We start from the raw sequence: 17,500 nt of genomic DNA, 5'->3' as shown, positions 1-17,500 counted from the left end.
GCTCGTCTCCAGAATCCTCGCCAGTGCTGCTGGGTGGGTCATGCTGGCGTACTCACGTCGATGGCGAACACTTCGACCGGTTCAGGCCCGAAGTGTGGATGCGTGATGCGCTTCAGCTTGTAGCCGCGCCACTTCAAGACGAGGCGGCGCGACTCGTCATCTGCTTTCGGGTAGCCGCGCGTCAGCACAATCCGGTCATAGACTCGGCCTGTGATGCGCTTGCGCCAGTAATCCGTGAGCAGCCGATACTCTTCGAGCTTTGTGCCAGCCTTGATCTGGTCGAAGTAGACCCCGTTCACTGGAATCGTCAAAACACGTTCAGCCATCACCCCTCCCCGTCATCGCGGGCGGTTGTGCGCTGACGACCTGATGCGCTATGACCGGCTCGCCCATGAACGTCGGCGGAGGCGGATTTACCTTGTCCCACTCGGCCTTGTATTCCTCAAGCAGTTTGCAAGCGTTGTTGAAATTGGCATCCGCGTCCCATGTCATGCATTCGAGCATGAATGCGAGCTTGCCCGCATAGTGCTCGTCAATGGCGCGGGCGCGCTGGCATAGCGTGCCGCAGTTGCATTCATGCCCGCACTTCGGATACATCGCATCAAATCGGCTCATGGTTCAAACCCTTGATTCTTGGCGCTTCCTTCAGAATATCGATCCCAATCGCCGCGTATCTCGTGGTATCTAGGGAGAAGACACTTAGCCAGTTCCGGATGGTCTAGCGCCCAAACAATCATCTGATGCACCTCAAGAGGTACATTGTGTGCAACAGCGTGAATTGAGCTACCCGTCGAAGTCTTTGCCTTGTAGCTGGCCGTAATTGATACTTTCATCATCCGCTCACATCCCGAAGATCGACAAAATCCACCGCAGCTATTGCATTGTTTTTGGCTCACTTGCTTTCTCCAATGGCTGCGGCTGCGCGGACGATGGCGCGGCGGGTGGCTGCCAAACTGTCTGATCCGTATGGCTCGCGCTTACAACCTGCGTCTTTCGACCAAAACGCTTCCACCACGCCTAACGCTCTCTGATGATTCACATCGATTTGCAGCTGTACTGCCAGCCGAAACGCATCTCCATCGTCTTTGAGTGGATTCCAGCGCGTTCCGAACTTGCCTTTGTCGATGTCAGAAAAGTTCTCGCTTCCCTCTGTGCCCCATATATGGAGCCTGATGCCTACCGCTTTTGCTGCCAACTCGACTAGCTCACGATCAGTCATGGCCGCCCTCCTGCTGCTGCGCCGGTACAACGACGCCAAGCCTAGCGGCTTCTCGCAGCACCCACGGGTCACGCCAACCATTGGAAACCTTGCGCGAAATTTCCGTGCGCTTCTCGTTTTCCGTTTGCCAGTAGTAACCCTTGCGCGGGTATTCGCCGCTGGCGCGCAACACGTCGAAATAGCTGTCGCTCATACGCCCTCCTGCTGCTGCGTGGGGGCGGCGGCGCTGTCAACTCCCGCGAGCAAGCCATAAAGGTATGCGTAGATCAGCTCTTTCGACGCGCTGCCGTTGATCGACCAATCGGTGTTGTCGCGATAGAAGTTGATGACCTGAAATTCGGGCGCGCGCGTCTCCACGATCAGTGAGTAGTGACGTGCCTTGATAGGCTTGCGCAGCGGTTTGCGGATCTCGTATTCCTTCCACCAGATCCTCCAGTCCATCCCCGTGGTTTCCCGGACCTCCGACAGCAGGTCATCAAGCGCTTTATCACCAGTCGGCTGCATGGCCTCGTTGTCGCCGAAGTATGAGCACATGGGCATTTACTCGCCCTCCTGCTGCTGCGTTGGGGCGGAGGCGAGCGCAGTGAACACCTCGCCAACTATGGGAGCACAGGGCTCACCGTCTCCGTAAGGCTTGCCTTGCAGAAGGGCCTTGGCGACGCTTCCGTCTTCTACCGTGGCTGTCCCTGCCTCATCGCACCAGAAGTTCTGCGGCTCACCAGATACCGTGTCCCATGCGGTATCGTCGGACAAACTGAAGTGGTGCCCATTGGCGTAGAAGCGCAGCACATCGAGAACTTCTAGCGGCAGCGGAGCCTTCCCATCCGCCACGCCCGCCCGCTGGCCGGACTGGGCGGCGCGATCCATACCTGAACGAACGCCACCGTTCCAGATTTCTTGCTCTGTCGGGGCTCGGCCATGCACGCCGATGAAGCCACCACGAAAGCCGCCAAGCGAATTTGCGACACGCGGCAGGTCATTAACGGACTGCGCCGCCCGCTCATCCGCCCCCGGCTCGGCCTGCTGCTGGGCGGCCCTGTCATGCCACCCCTGCGCATACCCTTCTTTGCGCATAGTTTCTCCAAATTGCTTCAGCTTTGCGTCAGAAATCGGGATAGGCTCGGCCACAGTCGCGGCGCTGGCGCGGGCGAGGTTCGCTGCGAACGCCTTTTCAATCGCAGCTTTGTCGCCCCAGTTCGCCATTACGATGCGCATAGCGTCTTCGACACTCAGCCCCGGCGCCGATGCTTCGGGGTGGGTGTAGTTGCAAGGGTTGACGGCTGACACCAGGGGGATGTCATGGTTCGTGTCTTCCTTCTCGGAAAACGACGGGCCGACGAAATCACCGGCTTCACCCTTGCGGATGCCGTTCCACCACAGCACGGGCCGCGCATCCGCCTGCGCGCGGAGGATTTCTTGAACTGCAGCATGTGCCCGGACTGCATTCGCGGGGTCGTCCGCAAAATGCTTCGCGATGATCTCGTTCGTGCTCATTCCTGTTTCTCCTTCTGCTGGGCGAGGGCGGCGGGCGCTGCTGGCAGCGGAATCCAGTGGGTATATTCAAATTCCGGAGTCACCTTCCAACGCGACTCCCACTCCTTTCCTGGCAGCCACATTGCGAAATAAGTGCCTGCACTACGGCTCACGTATGAGCACCACGGCTCACCACCACGGATGTCCCATGCGCCGTCTTCCTCATCCTCTGCAACGACTTCAAAGTGCCCGTTGCAGAGATCGTAGACAGTGCCTTCCTCAATGCGAGCAATGACAATGGTCGTCCCATCCTTCGGCGCCGTCTCAATCAGCTGCCACTGAGCAAGGTGCTGGTAGCAGGCGAGCCATGCCTTGTATGCAGTAGCGGCCTTTTCATACTGGTAACCACCGCGCTCTGAGCGCACCAAAGAAATGGGTGGCCTAGTTCTCTTTGCCCACGCCTCAAACACCTCACGCAGCGCCTCTGTCGTCTTCTCGTCCATGCCTTCCCCTCAAACTGTCTTGGACTCAATGCGCCGCGTGGACTCAAGGGTGCGCCAGACTTCGATCTTGGCTTGTGCAGCGATCATCATCCAGCGCAACTCTTCCTCTACCGCAACTGCTTCTTTCAGGCCTTCCAAGTGCTTGATGTAGCCCGGGTCGGCATATGCTTCCCGTTCTTGCGCGCTGACCGCGTTGTGTCCAGAGGCTTCCGCTTGCTTCATGAGAATCGACTTCATACTCTTACGGTATTCCTCTAGGTAGACGCGATTAGCCTTGGCCTGGGCGTATTGCGGGGCGTTGTCCCGAATGAAATCCAAGCACTTGAAGACATTGATTTCGGCGTCGTCCATCAGAAGGGAATCCGATCATCTATGTCGTCATAGCCGCCCCCTTGCGGCTGCTGGCGGCCCTCACGCGCTGCCTGATAGCCTTTGCCGCCGTCATTCTTCGGCGCGCCCTCCGGCTTGCCGCCCAGCATCTGCATCTGCTCTGCAACGATCTCGGTGCTGTACTGCTTCTGGCCGTCCTTCTCCCATTGGCGCGTCTTCAGCTTGCCCTCGATGTAGACCGATGAGCCTTTCTTCAGGTACTGACCCGCGATCTCGGCCAGTTTTCCGAAGAAGGCCACTTTGTGCCACTCAGTCGCCTCTTTCATTTCACCGCTAACTTTGTCCTTGTAGCGGTCGGTAGTTGCCACGCGGATATTGGTCACGGCGTCGCCGCTGGGCATGTAGCGCGTTTCAGGATCGGCGCCGAGATTGCCGACGATGATGACTTTGTTGACGGATGCCATTTCTGTTCCTTACGCTGCGATTTTTTGGAGTGCGGTAACTTCTGCTGCGACTTCTTCAAGGAAGCGCTCGATCTCAAACGCCAGTGCCTTGATGTACTGTTCGTCCCTCGGGATGCGCTGCACGAACATCTGAAGTTTCTCGGGCATGCGCGGGTCATAGCTCACAAAGTCACACCATTCCCGGCCAGCGATCCACATCTGCCCTTGCACCTGCGGCATGTGCTCAAGCGGCATGTGCTGCGTCTTGAGAGTTTCAATGTGTGTTGCCGAGACTGGACACTTGATTTCGATTAGGCCGTCAGCACCAATCAGGCCATCAGGCGAGCATCCAGCCATCAGCGTTTCGTGCTGGATAAATCCGATCTCCTGCACATCCACTCCGCGATCAGCCATGTAGGCAATACGGGCAAAAGGCTCTTGCTCGGTGCCCCACTGCATCGCAGCGTTGCTGTAGCCCTCTTGTCGGTTTCCCGTGAGGCGCTCAATCACCAACTGCGCACGGTAGTTGCGCCGGTCTGCAGCCTCGCCCGTCTTGATCTTCGCCAGCACCTTGCCCAGCACCTTGCCGAAGTTGCTTGCTGTGGCGCGGCCCAAGCGGGCCTCAAACCATGAATCAGTCCGTTGTTCCATTGCTGGCCTCGCTCAGTTCCTTTTGGCGAACTTGGAAGTACGGCAAGTACTTCTTGCGCTCGTCCGCCTTCAGCGTGTTCATGATCTTCGCCAGGTCCTGCACAGATTTGGCTTCTTTCATGGCCGGGTGCTCAATCGGATTCCCGGGCTGCACAGGATTGCCGTCATCGTCAGCCGCAGGGCGAAGTTCTTCCGGCAGGTCTTCGATGTCCTGCGTGAAAATGTCCGATGCGCCTAGCGCGGTCAGCGTGAAGTCGATCTGTGCGCGCTTCTTCGCCATCTTCAGGACCGTGTTCGCCAAGTCGGCAGGCTCGGTGCGTACCTGCTTGATCTGCATGAAATCGTATCGACGCTGGCCCTTGTTCCATACCTTCTGGAACTTCACGCGCTTGCGCGATTCCGGGTAGAAGTCGAATTCCTCATCGCAGACAGCCGTGCGCCACTTGTACTTTTCTTCCCCGGTGGAGCACTCCCCAATACCCTCGCCAACAGCTGTGCCGGTTGGCTGGTGAAAGCCAATGGCTTTGACCCGGTAACGAATGCAATCGCTGTCAGATAGGTCTTCGATTTCCAGGCGCAGGCCCATGTGGAACGTGGTCAGCAAAACCTCAGAACCGGCCTTGTACAGCGTCGGCTTCTGCGTCCCCGGAATCGTCCCGAAGTGCGTGCCGTCCTTCATGACGGCGCCCATGACCTTTTGTACTGCGTTGATGCGTTCCCGCATCTGATCCGCAGACATGAGCTGCATTTGTGGCAACTCTACGAGTGCATTCATTTCGTCGTTCCTCATGCCATTTCAAAACGTCTTCCGCGTCCGCGTTGTCGTCCATGTCAGGCTCGCAAGCCGACCGTGACGTACCACATGACCCCAATGCAAAATCCCAAGCCGATGACATATGCCCAGTCCATCGCTTTGCTCGCCAAGCTCTTGCGGCGCTCTACGCTCAATCGAGCGTAAGGCCCGAACTTGGAAGAACTCAGCGAACGCGGCGTGCTGCTGTAGTGCCTCACATCCCTTGAGAATTGCATTGCGGTCTCCTGTTATCGCGAGAACGGCCAACCCTTGCGTAGTGCAGGCAACCCATCCGCGCGATGCTTGATCTTCTCCATCATGTCCAGCAGGACGTAATCGGTGTCGCGTACCAGTTTCTTTGCGTCTACTACTGCGCTTGGGTCGATATGCAGGACAACTGCACCCTGTACCCATCTGACTGAGCTTGAGTTCATTGCTGGGCCTCCGCTTTGGCGATTACTGCGTGGAGCTTTTCAATCAAGGCGTCCGCCTGAGCCAGCGTCCATGCGGTGGGCCCGCACAGGTAGTCAACGGAAGCCTTGCACGCCTCCACCAACTCCCCCACAAGGTTTTCATGGTCGGCGGATCGGGCGATGGCCTTCTCTTGGGCGGTTGTCATGTCAGGCTCTCGTAGGCGGCGATTTCTTTGTTTTCCGGATGCGGACCAAGGCCGTGCACGTACTGGATGTGCTCGTAAATGCCTTGTTCTTTCTGAGTGTCCTGGTGGACGATCATCACCACGCCGCCTGCCGCTTGATAAACAAGCGCGTGTTCACGGGCTAGTCGACAAATCTCGTCATATGCTTGGTTCGCATTCATGTCCTTCCTCTTTCGTGTTCAGTGGCGGGGGTTAGGCGCGACCGCTGCCCATGCCGTCTTGGCGAAGAAGCCCGACGAGGCGGCGAAACGTCTCGGGAGGGTCAAATTCATCCGTGGTAAGCGCGGTGCTACAGCACAGCGTCGAATCAGTCGCGCTGGGGCAATGGATCGTCGCCACCATCGCCATCTTGTTTTCACGACAGACGGCGATGATTTGCTTCATCAGCGGCGCGATCTGCTCGTCGTAGACATCTTCTTTAGTCATGTGTCATCCCCTGTTGGTCAGCAGCGCCGGTTAGGCTTTGATTGCGTAGATGTCTTCGTGAGCGCGACGGTTGCTGTACCCCGGCGCCGTCCATCCCCAAACTTCGCGGGTCTTGGTTTCCCACGTCGAGAAGTTCGGCTTTGCCAAGGGCATGATGTCGCGCGGGTCTGCATACAAAGCAGCAAAGAACTCGTCTTTGGTAACGCGCTTGAAACCGTGCGGAATATCAAAGGTGCTCATCACCATTCCCCTCATCAGCAGCGCCGCCGTTGGCTGCGCTCGTCGTCTTGTTCGCTGTGGATTCGGTTGCCCGGGTTACGCGCCAGCTTGTTCACCAGCAGCACGAACCCAAAGATGAAAGCCATCACAAACGCCAAGCCGATGGCCGCCCAGGTGTAAGCCTCTGTTGCAGTCATGGCGGCCTCACGCAGCGCGGGGCAGGGACATGCCGAGCGAGCGCTCCAGCCGGCCGCGCGATTCCTCTTCGGCGATCAGCGCGTCGGCGGCTTTCTCTTCCTCGGCAACGGCGTTGCGAATGTCGCGCAGGAACTGCTGCACGAGTTCGCGGCCCAGCGATGCCATCGCCTTGTCGTCCAGATCACCGCGCAGCAGAGCGTTTGCGATGGGCGCCATGTAGCCGTGCGTGTCGTCGATGCCTTGGTCCGCGCAATACATGCCGTCGGCCACAAGGGCTTCGCACACCAGGCGTTCCGTGGGGGTGACTGCGTTGATCATCGCTGCTCTCCATCTGTTGGCACCGTGTGGTGCGTCGATGGAGGTACTATAGGCATACCGATATTCCATGTCAATAGGAAAACCGATATTCCTGGCAAAAAAATTGCCGACTCGTCGGTCGGCGTTTAGTTGTGGTGCTTTGCCGTCAGGTCAGGTCGATGGAGGCTTGCCTCACCACTCCGCAAATCGCGTCCTCTTCGGTGAGCTTGAGGTACCTGTTGGGCCAGTTTGGGTTCAGGGCCAGCAAGTACAGTTCGCCGTCCACACTTACAAGTCGCTTAAAGGTAGCTTCCTTGTTGTCGCGCCGAACGATGATGAAGTCGCCCGGGTTGGGCTGCAGGTCGGGGTTCACGTACAGAATCATCCCTTCGGGGAAGGAGTACTGACCGCCAGGATCTGTCATCGAGTCCCCCTTCACTCTCAGACAATAGCCTGCTTTCCCTAGGTCTTTTGAACAGTCCTTCCATTCGTCTGCGTCCCCCGGTGCGAAGTTATCTATGATGTCTGTCCACATGCCTGCCTGAACCCACGAAATTAGTGGGTATCTCCTCCCGCTGAGGCTAGGGCCGTCTTCTATATTTGCCTTCTCTGCCGCTGACGTAACGGCTCTTCCCCGCACTCCCGCTGGCGTGGAATGTTTTGGCCCTCGCTCTTCCGCCAGCCATAACGCACTGACACCACAAGCCGCCGCCAAGGCAGCAACATGCGCTGATCCCGAATGTACACCTCTCTCGGCGTCAGAGATAACGGATTGCGATATGCCGGACTTGCTCGCTAGCTCCTTCTGAGTCAGCCCAGCTTCCTTGCGTGCGTCTCGCAGGCGCTCACCAAACGTTTTTTTCATGCCGATATTGTGGCTTCGGCTGCCATAGGGATGCCTATTGACTTTCAAGATCGGAATGCCTATATTTGTACGCATGGACGATTTGAAGAAGCTGGCCAGCGAAATTCTGGCGACCGGACTGACGCAGAAAGCTCTTGGCGATCTCATTGGGAGAAGCCAAGCGCAGGTGTCCGACCTCGTGAACGGCAAGACCAAAACGGTCGAGTACAGCGTTGGCAAGAAATTGAAGTCGCTGCACCGAAAGCACTGCAAGACCCGCGAAGCCAGCTCGCAACCCGCATAACGATCTCCCCCTTTTGGCGTGCCCGTCGCACGCCTCTTTTTAGTCGCCAGCCAACTGGGTAACCAAGTGGGTATTCAACTGGGTAGCGATTGAATTTTCCTAATAACAAGAAGCGAGTAGCGCCCATGAACCAGTTGGAGATTCGCATGTTTGCGCCGTTTGTTGAGGCGCACAGGCTCACAGAAGCAGAGGTAGAGGCCATGTCATTTGAGCAGACAGTAGAGAAGGCGCTGGAGTCTGGCCTGAAGCGGTTCGACCGACGTACCTTGGCAAAGCTCGCAGGCATCCACTACCCCCACTTTGGCGATCTGATTTCCGGCCGCCGTCCTTTCCCGGCGACCAAATTGGCGCGCTTCTGCATGTTGTGCGGTTGCGCATATCCGCAGCAGTGGTTGGAGATCCGGGCCAGGCGCGACGAAGAGGAATATCGGCGCGTCAGTGGTCAAGCGATTTTTGACTACTTGCAGCAAGGCATTGCAGCGAGGGCGGCATGATTTCCATCGCTTCTATTGACCAAGTTAGGGAACAGGGAAGACAAGCGGCCCGTGATGGCGTGCCCATGTCTACCAATCCGTATCCGCGTCCCAGCCCACATGCCACGCAGTGGGAACACGGGTTCATGTGGCAATTGCTGGATCCAATTGTGAAATCGTTGGAGGCGGTATGACCGAGTTTCACGCAATCGCCAATGCCGCCATTTGGGCCTTCAAAGCTAGGCGGCTATGGCTTGAGGCGCGTCGCAAACATCGCGACATGCTCTTTGATTTCACGAGAGAAACCGGTGAGTGGTACACAGAAGTTCAAGACGCGACTGACTACCCACATATCGAAGCCGCACACAAAGAACGTCAGGAAGCGGCCAAGGAAGTTCGCCGTACTGCGCGAAAGCTGCGATCACTGATCCGATCCCATCTCAGGGAGGCGTCATGAAATCCAAAACCCAGTACGACCGCATCTGCACCGTCCTGCGCATCAAGGCGATGACGACGTTTGAACTTGCTGTCGCGGTCGGCTCTACATGCGTGTGGAAACGCCTACGCGAGGCAGTGGATTACGGCTATCTCCGAGCAAACGAGAAGCTCGTAGAGGGCACTAAGCGCGTCAATGGCAAGACGCTGAAGACTTGGAAGATTGTGCGGGTGTGATGGCATGCAAGAAGTATCCGCGCAAGCCTTCTGTGACGAAGGCCGAGCGTGAGCATACCCCTCCCCAATTAGCCGAGTGGCTTGTCGAATTAGCGCGTCGCTGCGCACGTGTGAGGTAACGCTGTGGCCGGAGACTGGATCAAGATGCGCACGGACCTCTTCACTCATCCGAAGGTGTTCAAGATCGCGCAAATGCTCGGCAAGGACGAACTGTATGCCGTTGGTGCTCTCTTTGCGTTCTGGTCGTGGGTAGATAAGCACGTTGTAGACGGTCATGTAGACGGAGCAACGTCTCAGCTTGTAGACAGAGCGACACGTGTAGACGGTCTTTCTGCGGCTCTTATTTCTGTTGGGTGGATGTCTGTCTCGGATGAAGGGATTTCCATTCCAGAGTTTGAGGAGCACAACGGCGACTCTGCCAAAGAACGAAGCCTTAAAAATCAAAGGCAAGCGCGTTGGCGAGCCAGAAAAGCAGATGGTCTTGTAGACGCATCACCGTCTACAGAAGCGTCTACCAGAGAAGAGAAGAGAAGAGAAGAGAAGAAAGAACAAAAACAAAAGACAGCGCGCGTTGCCGCGCTCTCATCGTCGGACCTTGTTGCAGAAGGCGTTGACGAAGAAACCGCCACCGAATTCCTGGCCCTGCGTGCGAAGAAGCGCGCGCCCTTGACGCCCAAAGCGTGGGATGGCTTCAAAGCGGAAGCTGAAAAAGCTGGCTGGTCGCTGCAAGACGCCGTTGCCAAATGCCTTGCACGCGGCTGGCAGGGATTCGAGGCCGTATGGGTGCAGTCCGAATCCAAGCCGCAGGCGCAGCGTCCTCCCCCTCTGCACGCCATGACCGATACCCAGCTCGACACCGAGGGTCGCCGCTATGGCGCAGGTGGAGCGCGAATGGGTGAAAGCCGGCACGAGTACATCGGCCGCATTCAAACCGCGATGGCTGCAGCTCAAGGAAGGGCAACGGAATGACGATCGATCGAACCCCTAGCAACGCGCCCACAGCAGGTAAGCCGGGTCAGTGTTTCGCCTTTGGCTGCCCGATGTGGGCCGGCATCAAGTCAGGCGACGAGTGGCTCTGCGACTGCCACGCCATGAGCGCACCGCAGGACTGGCAGGACATCACGCAGCGCTTGCGCGAAAACATCCGTCTCGTTCGCGCATGCCATTGGGCGATGAACCTGCATGGATCGAACCAGGCGGTTCGCGCTGGCGAGTACATGGCACGTATCGGGCGCCCGGATTTGGCACCTCAAGTCCGCAAGCTGGATCACTCCTACCCCGATCGTCACACCGGAGAGCGTGTGGAGCGAATTGTGGCGTGTGACGAACGCGAATACTTGGGCCTGTGGGTCCAACGCCTACGCAGCACTCTGTTCCGTGAAGCAACGCAGAAAGCCGAACGGCGAGAAGCACGGATTCAAACGACTCAACACATTGAGACGTGGACTCGTGCGGCTGGCCTGCTTGGGAACACCGATCAGGAGGCGGCATGAGCCTCCAGCCCACCTACCAAGGCGAAGTCCAGTTCGCCGGTTACAGCGACAGCAGCCGCAGCGGCCCGCGCGTGACGATGCGCTTGCACGATCGAGACGACCTACAGCTTTTCGTTGGTAAGGAAGGCAAGCGGTTCGCGTTGGTGCTGGTCGAGATTGGGGATGACGAGCAGCCGGTGCAGCCCGCTCCCGAGGCACCCAAGGGCGGCGCACTGGCAAAGCTGGCCGGGATGTGGTGCCAGGAGCCGGAGTTTTGGGCGTTCCTGAACGCATGGCGCGGGGATACAACCTACCCAGTGGTAGTTGAGCCGGGCGGCGCTGCGCTTGCGGTGCGTGCTATCTGCGGTGTCGATAGCCGTGCCGCGCTGGACCACGACAAAATCGGCGAGACGCGGTTCCAAACGTTGATCCGCATCCCCTACATGCGCTGGATGGCAGGAGACCGCTCATGACCAAGGCAGAGGGCGAATACCTGGGTCGCGTCGCCGCGCTGGGTTGCATTCTTTGCCTGCGCTTGGGCTACGGCTTCACGCCTGCACAGATTCACCACGTGCGCGAGGGAGAAGGCGCCGGCCAGCGCGCGTCGCACTTTCTCGGTGTGCCGCTATGCGAGCCGCACCACACTGGACCGCGCGGCATCCACGGCAACCGCCTGGCACTGCTGCCGCTGAAGGCGGACGAGATGGACCTGTTGGCCTGGACGATCGAGGAGTTGAACTCATGACCTGCTGTCTTTGTGACTCATCTGAGCACACATCTGCACACCGCCGCTGGCTGAACATCTACCGCGACCGGAACGGCAAGTTCCACTGCAGTGAGATCGGGTTCGAGACGGAGCAAGCCGCTCGGAACGTTGGTGAGGCGCACGGCGAGACGTTTCTCAAGCCGGTGCATGTTGATTGGAGGGAGTGATGGCACAAGTGTTCGCTGAACGACTGAAGCAGGCCCGCGAGGAGCGCGGATGGTCGCTTGCCAAACTCGGCTATGCGGCAGAGATGAGCCGCGAGCAAGTTGCCCATTACGAATGTGGCCGCAAGGAGCCGCGCTTGAAATGCCTGATCCGTCTGGCAGACGCGCTGGATTGTTCGCTGGATTTCTTGGCTGGACGGGAGGACTGACGTGAAGTACGCCAACGAGGTCATCGAGATCCTGACGTCTCAGCCCCACCACAAGTTCCGCATGTACGAAATCATGCACTCCATGAAGCCAGACCACGGCAAGTTCGAGTCAATGCGCTTCGGCGTGCATCGCGTGCTGCGCCATCTGTGCAAGGCGGGGATCGTGTCGAAGGAGACGGCGATTCTGCTCAAGAAGACGCACGTATATCAGATTGTCACATCGCATCACGCAGCGTCACATCACGCCACTACTAAGTAAAGGCGCACACCCCTAGCATTCTCGGGGGAAAGTGTGTCTTGCAAAAAGGCATCTCGCAGGCCCACTTCGGTGGGCTTTTTTCTTTTGGAGCGTGTGTGGGGCGTCCTAGCTCTTTCACTCAGGCGGTAGCGGACACGATTTGCGAGCGCCTCGCGCTTGGTGAGTCGTTGCGCGCTATTTGCCGTAGCGAAGGGATGCCGGATCAGTCCACTGTGTTTGATTGGCTCCGGAAGCACGAGGACTTTGCCAAGCAATATGCACGCGCGCGCGAGGATCAGGCCGAGTTCTACCTCGACGAGATCATGGCCATTGCTGATGACTCGCGCGGAGACACGGAAACGCGGGTTGATTCGCAGGGCAATGAATATGACGCGCCGAACAACGAGTGGATTCAGCGCTCGAAGCTGCGCGTGGATGCCCGCAAGTGGGCCATGTCGAAGCTGGCTCCCAAGAAATTCGGTGACAAGATCGGCGTCGAGCACAGCGGCAGCATTGAACTGGCAGACGCCCTTGAGGCTGCTCGCAAGCGGGTGGCCAAATGACCGCCAGCGTCGAAGCCCAACTGATCGAGGAAATCGCCAAGTACAGCAACGACCCGCTCGGGTTCGTGAACTTCGCGTTCCCGTGGGGCTCGGGTGAGCTGGCCGACCATCAAGGTCCGGACGAATGGCAGGTGGACACACTGACCGACATCGGTGAGAAGCTGCGCGCCGGCCAGATTGATGCGGCGCAGGCCATTCAGATCGCGGTGGCATCCGGCCACGGCATCGGCAAATCAGCCCTCGTGTCTTGGCTCATCCTGTGGGCCATTGCCACATTCGAAGACACGCGCGGCGTGGTGACGGCCAACACCGACGCCCAGCTGCGCACCAAGACGTGGGCCGAGCTGGCCAAGTGGTACCGCCGCTGCATCTGCTCGCACTGGTTCGAATTCACGGCCACGGCGCTCTACGCACGCGACACCAAGCACGAAAAGACCTGGCGCATCGACATGGTGCCCTGGAGCGAGCGCAACACCGAGGCATTCGCCGGCCTGCACAACCAGGGCAAGCGCGTGCTGCTGGTATTCGATGAGGGCTCGGCCATCCCCAACATCATCTGGGAAGTGGCAGAAGGTGCGCTGACCGACAAGGACACGCAGATCATCTGGGCCGTGTTCGGCAACCCGACACGTAACTCTGGCCGCTTCCGCGAGTGCTTCGGCCGATTCAAGCACCGTTGGATTACCCGCCAGATCGACAGCCGCACTGCGCGGATGACGAACAAGGACCAGCTGGCGCAATGGGTGGCCGACTATGGCGAAGACTCTGACTTTGTGCGCGTGCGCGTGCGTGGTGTGTTTCCTCGCGCTGGCTCGACCCAGTTCATCGGGTCGGACATCGTCGAGGCGGCGAAGTCGCGCGAAGCTCACGCTGGTGTCTACGACGCGCTGGTGATCGGCGTTGACGTTGCACGCTTTGGTGACGACGAGACGGTCATCTACATCCGCAAGGGGCGCGACGGTCGCACGCATGAGCCGATCAAGCTGCGCGGTCTGGACACGATGCAGGTCGCCGCGCGGGTGGCCGAGCAGTACGAGTTCTACCGCGCCGATGCGATCTTCGTTGACCAGACAGGCGTCGGCAGCGGCGTCGTGGATCGACTGCGCCAGCTGCGTATCCCCTGCACTGGCATCGACAACGGCGCCAGCCCTGACCGCTCCAACCCGGGCCAAGAGGCCACGGTCTACGCCAACAAGGGCGCCGAGATGTGGGGCGTCATGCGCGACTGGCTCAAGACCGGCGGCGCGATCCCAGAGAACGATGTCGACTTGCACGCCCAACTGCAAGACCGCGAATACGGCTACGTGCTCCGCAACGGGCGCGATGCCATCCAGCTTGAAAGCAAGAAGGACATGAAGAAGCGCGGGCTGTCGTCGCCTGACATCGCGGACGCGCTGGCCCTGACCTTCGCCTATCCCGTGCAGCCCAACGCGAATGCCGGCCGTGCCGCTGCGTTTGCGAGCAGGCAGGTGCAGCACGAATACGACCCGTACGCAACGAACTAGGAGGCCCACATGGGAGGCTCGTCCGCACCATCCGTTCCGGCCGTCACCGTGCCGCCGCCGATCCCGCAGGTGCAGTCGCCTGCCGGTCTCAAGGCTGCCAGCGATACCGCAGCCCGCGCGCAGAACGCCGTGGGCCCAGCCGCAACCATCGGGACTACTCCCAATGGCACCACCGCGCCGGCCACCACCGGCACCAAAACGCTACTCGGGAGCTAGCCATGTCGCTGAAAGACAAGTTCGAGGCCATCAAGGCCGCCATCCACAACGCGATGAACTTCGCCGAGCCGGAAGAAGTGCTGAAGAAGGCTGAGCACGAGTTCAAGCAGGGCATCGTCGACGAGTTCGAGGCCGTGCACGCAAAGATCAAGGCGCTGGAAGAAAAGCTGTTAGGCACGTCCGCGCCTGTCGAAAACGCCCAGCCGGCGGTGGCGGAAAACACCGGCAGCGGTGCAGCACCTGTCGACTCCCTGGGGGCGACTAGCGACAGTGCGGGCGTCTCCATTCCCGCAGCGGGCACCGCGCCTGACGCAGTTGCTGTCCAGAGTGGGGTTGATGTTGCCGCGATCGATGCGGCAATCGCGCAGCAACATGCTCAGGCACAAGCAACCTTGGAATCCGCGATGTTCGCCACCCCGCCGGAGCCCAAGGTGTTCGACGGCATCGTGCCGCGCACACCCGAAGCACCGGCAGCCTGACGGACTGACCCATGGCTGATCTCGGCAAACTCCGTCAGCACTGCGATTCGCTGTTGCTCGGCATGCGGAACGACCGCATGTCGTGGTGGACGCATTGGCGCGAAATTGCCGACTACATCATCCCGCGTCGGTACAAGTGGCTGATCACTCCGAACCAGGGCAACCGCGGCTCGCCGATCAATCAGCGCATCATCGACAACACCGGCACGATCGCGCTGCGCGTACTGTCGGCTGGGATGATGTCCGGCATCACGTCGCCTGGGCGGCCGTGGTTCAAGCTGGCCACGGATGACAGCGACCTGAACGAGGTGCCCGCCGTCAAGCTGTGGCTGGACGACTGCCAGAAGCGCATGGCCACGGTGTTCGCCGAGTCGAATTTCTATACCTCGCTGGCCACGCTGTACAACGACCTGGGCGCGTTCGGCACGGGCGTCATGATCCTGTACCAGGACTACGACGACGTGATCCGGTGCTTCAACACGTGCGCTGGCGAGTACTTCCTGCAGAACGATGACCGCCAGGACGTGAGCACGCTGGGCCGTGAGTTCGTGCTGACCGTCAAGCAGGTCTACGACCAGTTCGGCGAGGAGAACTGCAGCGAGACGGTGGTGAACGCTGTGAAGACCGGCGGCGCCGCATTGACCCGCGAGATTCGCATCGGCCACATCATCGAGCGCAATGGCGACATGATCCCGGATGCGCCGGGCGCGCGTGGCATGCCATGGCGTGAGGTGTACTGGGAAATGGGCACCGGTCAGAACCTGGTGCTGCGCACGCGCGGCTTCCGTGTGAAGCCATTCATCGCGCCGCGCTGGGACATCGTGGGCAATGATGCCTACGGCCGCTCGCCAGGCATGGATGCGCTGGGCGACATCAAGGCGCTGCAGGTCGAGCAGAAACGCAAGGCGCAGGCCATCGACAAGCACGTCAATCCGCCGATGATCGCCGACGTGTCGCTCAAGAACGAGCCCGCGTCGATGCTGCCCGGCGGCGTGACCTACGTGACGGGAACCGGCGCTGGCGTCGGGTTCAAGCCTGCGTACGAGGTCGCCCCGGACTTTTCCGGTCTGGTCGAGGACATCAAGGAAGTCCAGCAGCGCATCAAGACGACGTTCTTCAACGACCTGTTCCTGATGATCAGCCAGCTCGACACGGTGCGCACAGCCACCGAAGTTGATGCCCGCCGCGAGGAAAAGCTGATCCAGCTGGGCCCGGTGCTCGAGCGCTTCGAGAACGAGGCGCTGGACCCGGCCATCAATGCCACCTTCGACATCATGCTGCACGGGGGGCTGCTGCCTCCGGTGCCGCAGGAGCTGTCCGGCAAGAACATCAAGGTCGAATACATCTCGATGCTGGCCCAGGCGCAGAAGGCGGCCAGCACCACGGGCATCGAACGCCTGATCGGGATCGCCGGGAACGTGGCGGCCGTCAAGCCAGAGGTGCTCGACAACCTGGACTTCGACCAGATCATCGACGACTACGCCGACCTGCTCGGTGTGTCGCCCAAGTCCATCGTGGCCATCGACAAGGTGCGCCAGATCCGCGCCAAGCGCGACGCGCAGCAGCAGCAGCAACTGGCGCTGCAGAACAGCATGGCCGCTGCCCAAGGCGCCGAGACGCTTTCCAAGACAGACGTGGGCGGCGGTCAAAGCGCCCTGCAACGCATGGTGGGTGCCGCATGAGCGAGAAGCTTTTCGACCTGAAGGATCTACACAAGCTCATCCGGCCCGAGGTAAGCGCGCGCGACCGGCGCTTGTTCGACATGCGGCAGGAGCAGGAATCGCTTGAGCAATTGGCCGAGGATCGCGCCAAGGAAATGACGGCCGGGCCGCCGCCGGTGCCGGATGCGCAGCTGGTGTTCAACCAGGCAACGCAGACCATGGGCGTGGCCGTGCGTGGCGCGCGCCGCGTCTGCCCGCTTCCCAAAGGCTACAGCGGCGCCGGCACTGAGCTGGCCATACTGCCCGGCAATCGACTCATCGTCATCAGCCCGGACAAGTCGCCGCTGCTGATCGACCCACAAACAGGCACAACCCGGAGGCTGTGATGGCAACCAACAAACCAACTGGCCCGACTTCTGGCCCCGCAGCGCCTCCGCCGGAGGTTGCGCCGCCGCTGTCTGGCAATGCCGGCCAGCCTTCCCTGTCGCGTGATGCGTCCGACCCGTGGCGCGGCGGCAGCGGTGGCAGCCCGACTGACAAGGACGTGAGCAAGGGCAGCATGGGCAAGGTCACGAAAGAGGATGCCAAGGGCAGCAAGAAGACGGGTGGCATCAAGGACAACCCGGGCACCGGCAAGGAATCGGTCGTCTCGCGCACGGCGCTGAAGCACAAGACGCCCGCGCAGAAGATGTATCCGAAGCTGCCTTCGCGCGACGGAGACTGA

The 17,500-nt window shown here is 59.8% G+C and carries 35 protein-coding genes and 1 pseudogene; 17 read left to right on the top strand and 19 right to left on the bottom strand.

Annotated elements, in window-relative coordinates:
• Positions 1-38 precede the first annotated feature (38 nt).
• The 19 genes and pseudogenes from R2N03_RS04260 to R2N03_RS21005 form a co-directional block, all read right to left on the bottom strand.
• Entirely contained in the window at positions 39-326 is a 288-nt protein-coding gene (locus R2N03_RS04260) for an ASCH domain-containing protein (RefSeq protein ID WP_316655504.1), read from the bottom strand.
• A complete protein-coding gene (locus tag R2N03_RS04255) occupies positions 319-615 on the bottom strand; it encodes a hypothetical protein (RefSeq protein WP_316655502.1) in 297 nt (98 codons plus the stop codon). The genes R2N03_RS04260 and R2N03_RS04255 overlap by 8 nt, the downstream gene beginning before the upstream one ends.
• Before the next feature lie 277 nt (positions 616-892).
• The gene (locus R2N03_RS04250; RefSeq protein WP_316655501.1) at positions 893-1,219 is read right to left on the bottom strand and encodes a hypothetical protein; all 327 of its coding nucleotides are present in this window, start codon (positions 1,217-1,219) and stop codon (positions 893-895) included.
• A complete protein-coding gene (locus R2N03_RS04245; RefSeq protein WP_316655499.1) occupies positions 1,212-1,412 on the bottom strand; it encodes a hypothetical protein in 201 nt (66 codons plus the stop codon). The genes R2N03_RS04250 and R2N03_RS04245 overlap by 8 nt, the downstream gene beginning before the upstream one ends.
• A complete protein-coding gene (locus R2N03_RS04240; protein WP_316655497.1) occupies positions 1,409-1,759 on the bottom strand; it encodes a hypothetical protein in 351 nt (116 codons plus the stop codon). The genes R2N03_RS04245 and R2N03_RS04240 overlap by 4 nt, the downstream gene beginning before the upstream one ends.
• Positions 1,760-2,713, bottom strand: coding sequence for a hypothetical protein (locus tag R2N03_RS04235; RefSeq protein ID WP_316655495.1), 954 nt, complete (start codon positions 2,711-2,713; stop codon positions 1,760-1,762).
• The gene (locus R2N03_RS04230) at positions 2,710-3,195 is read right to left on the bottom strand and encodes a hypothetical protein (protein WP_316655493.1); all 486 of its coding nucleotides are present in this window, start codon (positions 3,193-3,195) and stop codon (positions 2,710-2,712) included. Before R2N03_RS04230 ends, R2N03_RS04235 begins: the two co-directional genes overlap by 4 nt.
• 9 nt (positions 3,196-3,204) lie before the next feature.
• Entirely contained in the window at positions 3,205-3,546 is a 342-nt protein-coding gene (locus R2N03_RS04225) for a hypothetical protein (RefSeq protein ID WP_316655491.1), read from the bottom strand.
• On the bottom strand, positions 3,546-3,989 hold the full coding sequence (ssb, locus tag R2N03_RS04220; RefSeq protein WP_316655489.1) for a single-stranded DNA-binding protein: 444 nt from the start codon (positions 3,987-3,989) through the stop codon (positions 3,546-3,548). The genes R2N03_RS04225 and ssb overlap by 1 nt, the downstream gene beginning before the upstream one ends.
• 9 nt (positions 3,990-3,998) lie before the next feature.
• Complete coding sequence (locus R2N03_RS04215; protein ID WP_316655487.1) at positions 3,999-4,619, bottom strand: lambda exonuclease family protein; 621 nt, start codon at positions 4,617-4,619, stop codon at positions 3,999-4,001.
• A complete protein-coding gene (locus R2N03_RS04210; protein ID WP_316655486.1) occupies positions 4,603-5,409 on the bottom strand; it encodes a hypothetical protein in 807 nt (268 codons plus the stop codon). The genes R2N03_RS04215 and R2N03_RS04210 overlap by 17 nt, the downstream gene beginning before the upstream one ends.
• A 433-nt stretch (positions 5,410-5,842) precedes the next feature.
• The gene (locus R2N03_RS04205; RefSeq protein WP_316655484.1) at positions 5,843-6,031 is read right to left on the bottom strand and encodes a hypothetical protein; all 189 of its coding nucleotides are present in this window, start codon (positions 6,029-6,031) and stop codon (positions 5,843-5,845) included.
• Positions 6,028-6,231, bottom strand: coding sequence for a hypothetical protein (locus tag R2N03_RS04200; RefSeq protein ID WP_316655482.1), 204 nt, complete (start codon positions 6,229-6,231; stop codon positions 6,028-6,030). Before R2N03_RS04200 ends, R2N03_RS04205 begins: the two co-directional genes overlap by 4 nt.
• 31 nt (positions 6,232-6,262) lie before the next feature.
• A complete protein-coding gene (locus R2N03_RS04195) occupies positions 6,263-6,496 on the bottom strand; it encodes a hypothetical protein (RefSeq protein WP_316655480.1) in 234 nt (77 codons plus the stop codon).
• 30 nt (positions 6,497-6,526) lie between these two features.
• Positions 6,527-6,736 (bottom strand): hypothetical protein, encoded by a 210-nt coding sequence (locus R2N03_RS04190; protein WP_316655478.1) that lies wholly within the window; start codon positions 6,734-6,736, stop codon positions 6,527-6,529.
• A 14-nt stretch (positions 6,737-6,750) separates the two neighbouring features.
• The gene (locus R2N03_RS04185; RefSeq protein ID WP_316655476.1) at positions 6,751-6,912 is read right to left on the bottom strand and encodes a hypothetical protein; all 162 of its coding nucleotides are present in this window, start codon (positions 6,910-6,912) and stop codon (positions 6,751-6,753) included.
• Between the two features lie 7 nt (positions 6,913-6,919).
• Positions 6,920-7,231, bottom strand: a complete 312-nt coding sequence (locus tag R2N03_RS04180) for a hypothetical protein (protein ID WP_316655474.1) — start codon at positions 7,229-7,231, stop codon at positions 6,920-6,922.
• 145 nt (positions 7,232-7,376) lie between these two features.
• Complete coding sequence (locus R2N03_RS04175) at positions 7,377-7,850, bottom strand: LexA family protein (RefSeq protein WP_316656568.1); 474 nt, start codon at positions 7,848-7,850, stop codon at positions 7,377-7,379.
• Between the two features lie 51 nt (positions 7,851-7,901).
• Positions 7,902-8,075 (bottom strand): annotated as a pseudogene (locus R2N03_RS21005) (helix-turn-helix transcriptional regulator); the annotation flags it as partial.
• Positions 8,076-8,148: 73 nt separating this feature from the next.
• On the opposite strand from R2N03_RS21005, the gene R2N03_RS04170 reads away from it, so the two are divergent.
• From R2N03_RS04170 to R2N03_RS04090, 17 genes are all read left to right on the top strand, one after another.
• Positions 8,149-8,358 carry a helix-turn-helix transcriptional regulator gene (locus R2N03_RS04170; protein WP_316655472.1) on the top strand — a complete coding sequence of 70 codons (210 nt, stop codon included), beginning with the start codon at positions 8,149-8,151 and terminating at the stop codon, positions 8,356-8,358.
• Positions 8,359-8,483: 125 nt separating this feature from the next.
• Positions 8,484-8,852: a hypothetical protein gene (locus tag R2N03_RS04165; protein ID WP_316655470.1), complete on the top strand. Its 369-nt coding sequence runs from the start codon at positions 8,484-8,486 to the stop codon at positions 8,850-8,852.
• Positions 8,853-9,021: 169 nt separating this feature from the next.
• Positions 9,022-9,288, top strand: a complete 267-nt coding sequence (locus R2N03_RS04160) for a hypothetical protein (protein WP_316655468.1) — start codon at positions 9,022-9,024, stop codon at positions 9,286-9,288.
• Positions 9,285-9,503 (top strand): hypothetical protein, encoded by a 219-nt coding sequence (locus R2N03_RS04155; RefSeq protein ID WP_316655466.1) that lies wholly within the window; start codon positions 9,285-9,287, stop codon positions 9,501-9,503. Before R2N03_RS04160 ends, R2N03_RS04155 begins: the two co-directional genes overlap by 4 nt.
• Positions 9,504-9,647: 144 nt before the next feature.
• A complete protein-coding gene (locus tag R2N03_RS04150) occupies positions 9,648-10,472 on the top strand; it encodes a hypothetical protein (RefSeq protein WP_316655464.1) in 825 nt (274 codons plus the stop codon).
• The gene (locus tag R2N03_RS04145; RefSeq protein ID WP_316655462.1) at positions 10,469-10,996 is read left to right on the top strand and encodes a hypothetical protein; all 528 of its coding nucleotides are present in this window, start codon (positions 10,469-10,471) and stop codon (positions 10,994-10,996) included. Before R2N03_RS04150 ends, R2N03_RS04145 begins: the two co-directional genes overlap by 4 nt.
• Positions 10,993-11,448, top strand: coding sequence for a hypothetical protein (locus R2N03_RS04140; RefSeq protein WP_316655460.1), 456 nt, complete (start codon positions 10,993-10,995; stop codon positions 11,446-11,448). Before R2N03_RS04145 ends, R2N03_RS04140 begins: the two co-directional genes overlap by 4 nt.
• Positions 11,445-11,720: a Ref family recombination enhancement nuclease gene (locus R2N03_RS04135; RefSeq protein WP_316655458.1), complete on the top strand. Its 276-nt coding sequence runs from the start codon at positions 11,445-11,447 to the stop codon at positions 11,718-11,720. The genes R2N03_RS04140 and R2N03_RS04135 overlap by 4 nt, the downstream gene beginning before the upstream one ends.
• A 187-nt stretch (positions 11,721-11,907) precedes the next feature.
• On the top strand, positions 11,908-12,114 hold the full coding sequence (locus R2N03_RS04130; protein WP_182593970.1) for a helix-turn-helix domain-containing protein: 207 nt from the start codon (positions 11,908-11,910) through the stop codon (positions 12,112-12,114).
• A 1-nt stretch (position 12,115) separates the two neighbouring features.
• Positions 12,116-12,373: a hypothetical protein gene (locus R2N03_RS04125; RefSeq protein ID WP_182593969.1), complete on the top strand. Its 258-nt coding sequence runs from the start codon at positions 12,116-12,118 to the stop codon at positions 12,371-12,373.
• 38 nt (positions 12,374-12,411) lie between these two features.
• Positions 12,412-12,915, top strand: a complete 504-nt coding sequence (locus R2N03_RS04120) for a terminase small subunit-like protein (RefSeq protein WP_316655454.1) — start codon at positions 12,412-12,414, stop codon at positions 12,913-12,915.
• Positions 12,912-14,420 carry a terminase gene (locus R2N03_RS04115; RefSeq protein WP_182593968.1) on the top strand — a complete coding sequence of 503 codons (1,509 nt, stop codon included), beginning with the start codon at positions 12,912-12,914 and terminating at the stop codon, positions 14,418-14,420. The genes R2N03_RS04120 and R2N03_RS04115 overlap by 4 nt, the downstream gene beginning before the upstream one ends.
• A gap of 9 nt (positions 14,421-14,429) precedes the next feature.
• The gene (locus R2N03_RS04110; RefSeq protein WP_182593967.1) at positions 14,430-14,636 is read left to right on the top strand and encodes a hypothetical protein; all 207 of its coding nucleotides are present in this window, start codon (positions 14,430-14,432) and stop codon (positions 14,634-14,636) included.
• 2 nt (positions 14,637-14,638) lie between these two features.
• Positions 14,639-15,115 carry a hypothetical protein gene (locus R2N03_RS04105; protein ID WP_182593966.1) on the top strand — a complete coding sequence of 159 codons (477 nt, stop codon included), beginning with the start codon at positions 14,639-14,641 and terminating at the stop codon, positions 15,113-15,115.
• 11 nt (positions 15,116-15,126) lie between these two features.
• On the top strand, positions 15,127-16,797 hold the full coding sequence (locus tag R2N03_RS04100) for a portal protein (RefSeq protein WP_182593965.1): 1,671 nt from the start codon (positions 15,127-15,129) through the stop codon (positions 16,795-16,797).
• A complete protein-coding gene (locus tag R2N03_RS04095) occupies positions 16,794-17,162 on the top strand; it encodes a hypothetical protein (protein ID WP_316655450.1) in 369 nt (122 codons plus the stop codon). Before R2N03_RS04100 ends, R2N03_RS04095 begins: the two co-directional genes overlap by 4 nt.
• Positions 17,162-17,500, top strand: a complete 339-nt coding sequence (locus tag R2N03_RS04090) for a hypothetical protein (protein ID WP_182593963.1) — start codon at positions 17,162-17,164, stop codon at positions 17,498-17,500. The genes R2N03_RS04095 and R2N03_RS04090 overlap by 1 nt, the downstream gene beginning before the upstream one ends.

This window comes from Ralstonia condita (assembly GCF_958405655.1).
Taxonomy (GTDB): domain Bacteria; phylum Pseudomonadota; class Gammaproteobacteria; order Burkholderiales; family Burkholderiaceae; genus Ralstonia; species Ralstonia condita.
Note: the sequence above shows the minus strand (reverse complement) of the source record. Positions and strands in the feature narration are given on the sequence as shown.

Bases quoted from the DNA above. Each gene is read 5' to 3' on its own strand.
- ssb (WP_316655489.1), bottom strand. From the start codon at position 3,989: ATGGCATCCGTCAACAAAGTCATCATCGTCGGCAATCTCGGCGCCGAT.
- R2N03_RS04225 (WP_316655491.1), bottom strand. From the start codon at position 3,546: ATGGACGACGCCGAAATCAATGTCTTCAAGTGCTTGGATTTCATTCGG.
- R2N03_RS04185 (WP_316655476.1), bottom strand. From the start codon at position 6,912: ATGACTGCAACAGAGGCTTACACCTGGGCGGCCATCGGCTTGGCGTTT.
- R2N03_RS04215 (WP_316655487.1), bottom strand. From the start codon at position 4,619: ATGGAACAACGGACTGATTCATGGTTTGAGGCCCGCTTGGGCCGCGCC.
- R2N03_RS04115 (WP_182593968.1), top strand. From the start codon at position 12,912: ATGACCGCCAGCGTCGAAGCCCAACTGATCGAGGAAATCGCCAAGTAC.
- R2N03_RS04160 (WP_316655468.1), top strand. From the start codon at position 9,022: ATGACCGAGTTTCACGCAATCGCCAATGCCGCCATTTGGGCCTTCAAA.
- R2N03_RS04260 (WP_316655504.1), bottom strand. From the start codon at position 326: ATGGCTGAACGTGTTTTGACGATTCCAGTGAACGGGGTCTACTTCGAC.
- R2N03_RS04210 (WP_316655486.1), bottom strand. From the start codon at position 5,409: ATGAGGAACGACGAAATGAATGCACTCGTAGAGTTGCCACAAATGCAG.
- R2N03_RS04180 (WP_316655474.1), bottom strand. From the start codon at position 7,231: ATGATCAACGCAGTCACCCCCACGGAACGCCTGGTGTGCGAAGCCCTT.
- R2N03_RS04240 (WP_316655497.1), bottom strand. From the start codon at position 1,759: ATGCCCATGTGCTCATACTTCGGCGACAACGAGGCCATGCAGCCGACT.
- R2N03_RS04190 (WP_316655478.1), bottom strand. From the start codon at position 6,736: ATGAGCACCTTTGATATTCCGCACGGTTTCAAGCGCGTTACCAAAGAC.
- R2N03_RS04255 (WP_316655502.1), bottom strand. From the start codon at position 615: ATGAGCCGATTTGATGCGATGTATCCGAAGTGCGGGCATGAATGCAAC.
- R2N03_RS04140 (WP_316655460.1), top strand. From the start codon at position 10,993: ATGAGCCTCCAGCCCACCTACCAAGGCGAAGTCCAGTTCGCCGGTTAC.
- R2N03_RS04200 (WP_316655482.1), bottom strand. From the start codon at position 6,231: ATGAATGCGAACCAAGCATATGACGAGATTTGTCGACTAGCCCGTGAA.
- R2N03_RS04150 (WP_316655464.1), top strand. From the start codon at position 9,648: ATGCGCACGGACCTCTTCACTCATCCGAAGGTGTTCAAGATCGCGCAA.
- R2N03_RS04155 (WP_316655466.1), top strand. From the start codon at position 9,285: ATGAAATCCAAAACCCAGTACGACCGCATCTGCACCGTCCTGCGCATC.
- R2N03_RS04195 (WP_316655480.1), bottom strand. From the start codon at position 6,496: ATGACTAAAGAAGATGTCTACGACGAGCAGATCGCGCCGCTGATGAAG.
- R2N03_RS04250 (WP_316655501.1), bottom strand. From the start codon at position 1,219: ATGACTGATCGTGAGCTAGTCGAGTTGGCAGCAAAAGCGGTAGGCATC.
- R2N03_RS04135 (WP_316655458.1), top strand. From the start codon at position 11,445: ATGACCAAGGCAGAGGGCGAATACCTGGGTCGCGTCGCCGCGCTGGGT.
- R2N03_RS04170 (WP_316655472.1), top strand. From the start codon at position 8,149: ATGGACGATTTGAAGAAGCTGGCCAGCGAAATTCTGGCGACCGGACTG.
- R2N03_RS04205 (WP_316655484.1), bottom strand. From the start codon at position 6,031: ATGACAACCGCCCAAGAGAAGGCCATCGCCCGATCCGCCGACCATGAA.
- R2N03_RS04165 (WP_316655470.1), top strand. From the start codon at position 8,484: ATGAACCAGTTGGAGATTCGCATGTTTGCGCCGTTTGTTGAGGCGCAC.
- R2N03_RS04245 (WP_316655499.1), bottom strand. From the start codon at position 1,412: ATGAGCGACAGCTATTTCGACGTGTTGCGCGCCAGCGGCGAATACCCG.
- R2N03_RS04130 (WP_182593970.1), top strand. From the start codon at position 11,908: ATGGCACAAGTGTTCGCTGAACGACTGAAGCAGGCCCGCGAGGAGCGC.
- R2N03_RS04095 (WP_316655450.1), top strand. From the start codon at position 16,794: ATGAGCGAGAAGCTTTTCGACCTGAAGGATCTACACAAGCTCATCCGG.
- R2N03_RS04100 (WP_182593965.1), top strand. From the start codon at position 15,127: ATGGCTGATCTCGGCAAACTCCGTCAGCACTGCGATTCGCTGTTGCTC.
- R2N03_RS04110 (WP_182593967.1), top strand. From the start codon at position 14,430: ATGGGAGGCTCGTCCGCACCATCCGTTCCGGCCGTCACCGTGCCGCCG.
- R2N03_RS04230 (WP_316655493.1), bottom strand. From the start codon at position 3,195: ATGGACGAGAAGACGACAGAGGCGCTGCGTGAGGTGTTTGAGGCGTGG.
- R2N03_RS04090 (WP_182593963.1), top strand. From the start codon at position 17,162: ATGGCAACCAACAAACCAACTGGCCCGACTTCTGGCCCCGCAGCGCCT.
- R2N03_RS04105 (WP_182593966.1), top strand. From the start codon at position 14,639: ATGTCGCTGAAAGACAAGTTCGAGGCCATCAAGGCCGCCATCCACAAC.
- R2N03_RS04145 (WP_316655462.1), top strand. From the start codon at position 10,469: ATGACGATCGATCGAACCCCTAGCAACGCGCCCACAGCAGGTAAGCCG.
- R2N03_RS04235 (WP_316655495.1), bottom strand. From the start codon at position 2,713: ATGAGCACGAACGAGATCATCGCGAAGCATTTTGCGGACGACCCCGCG.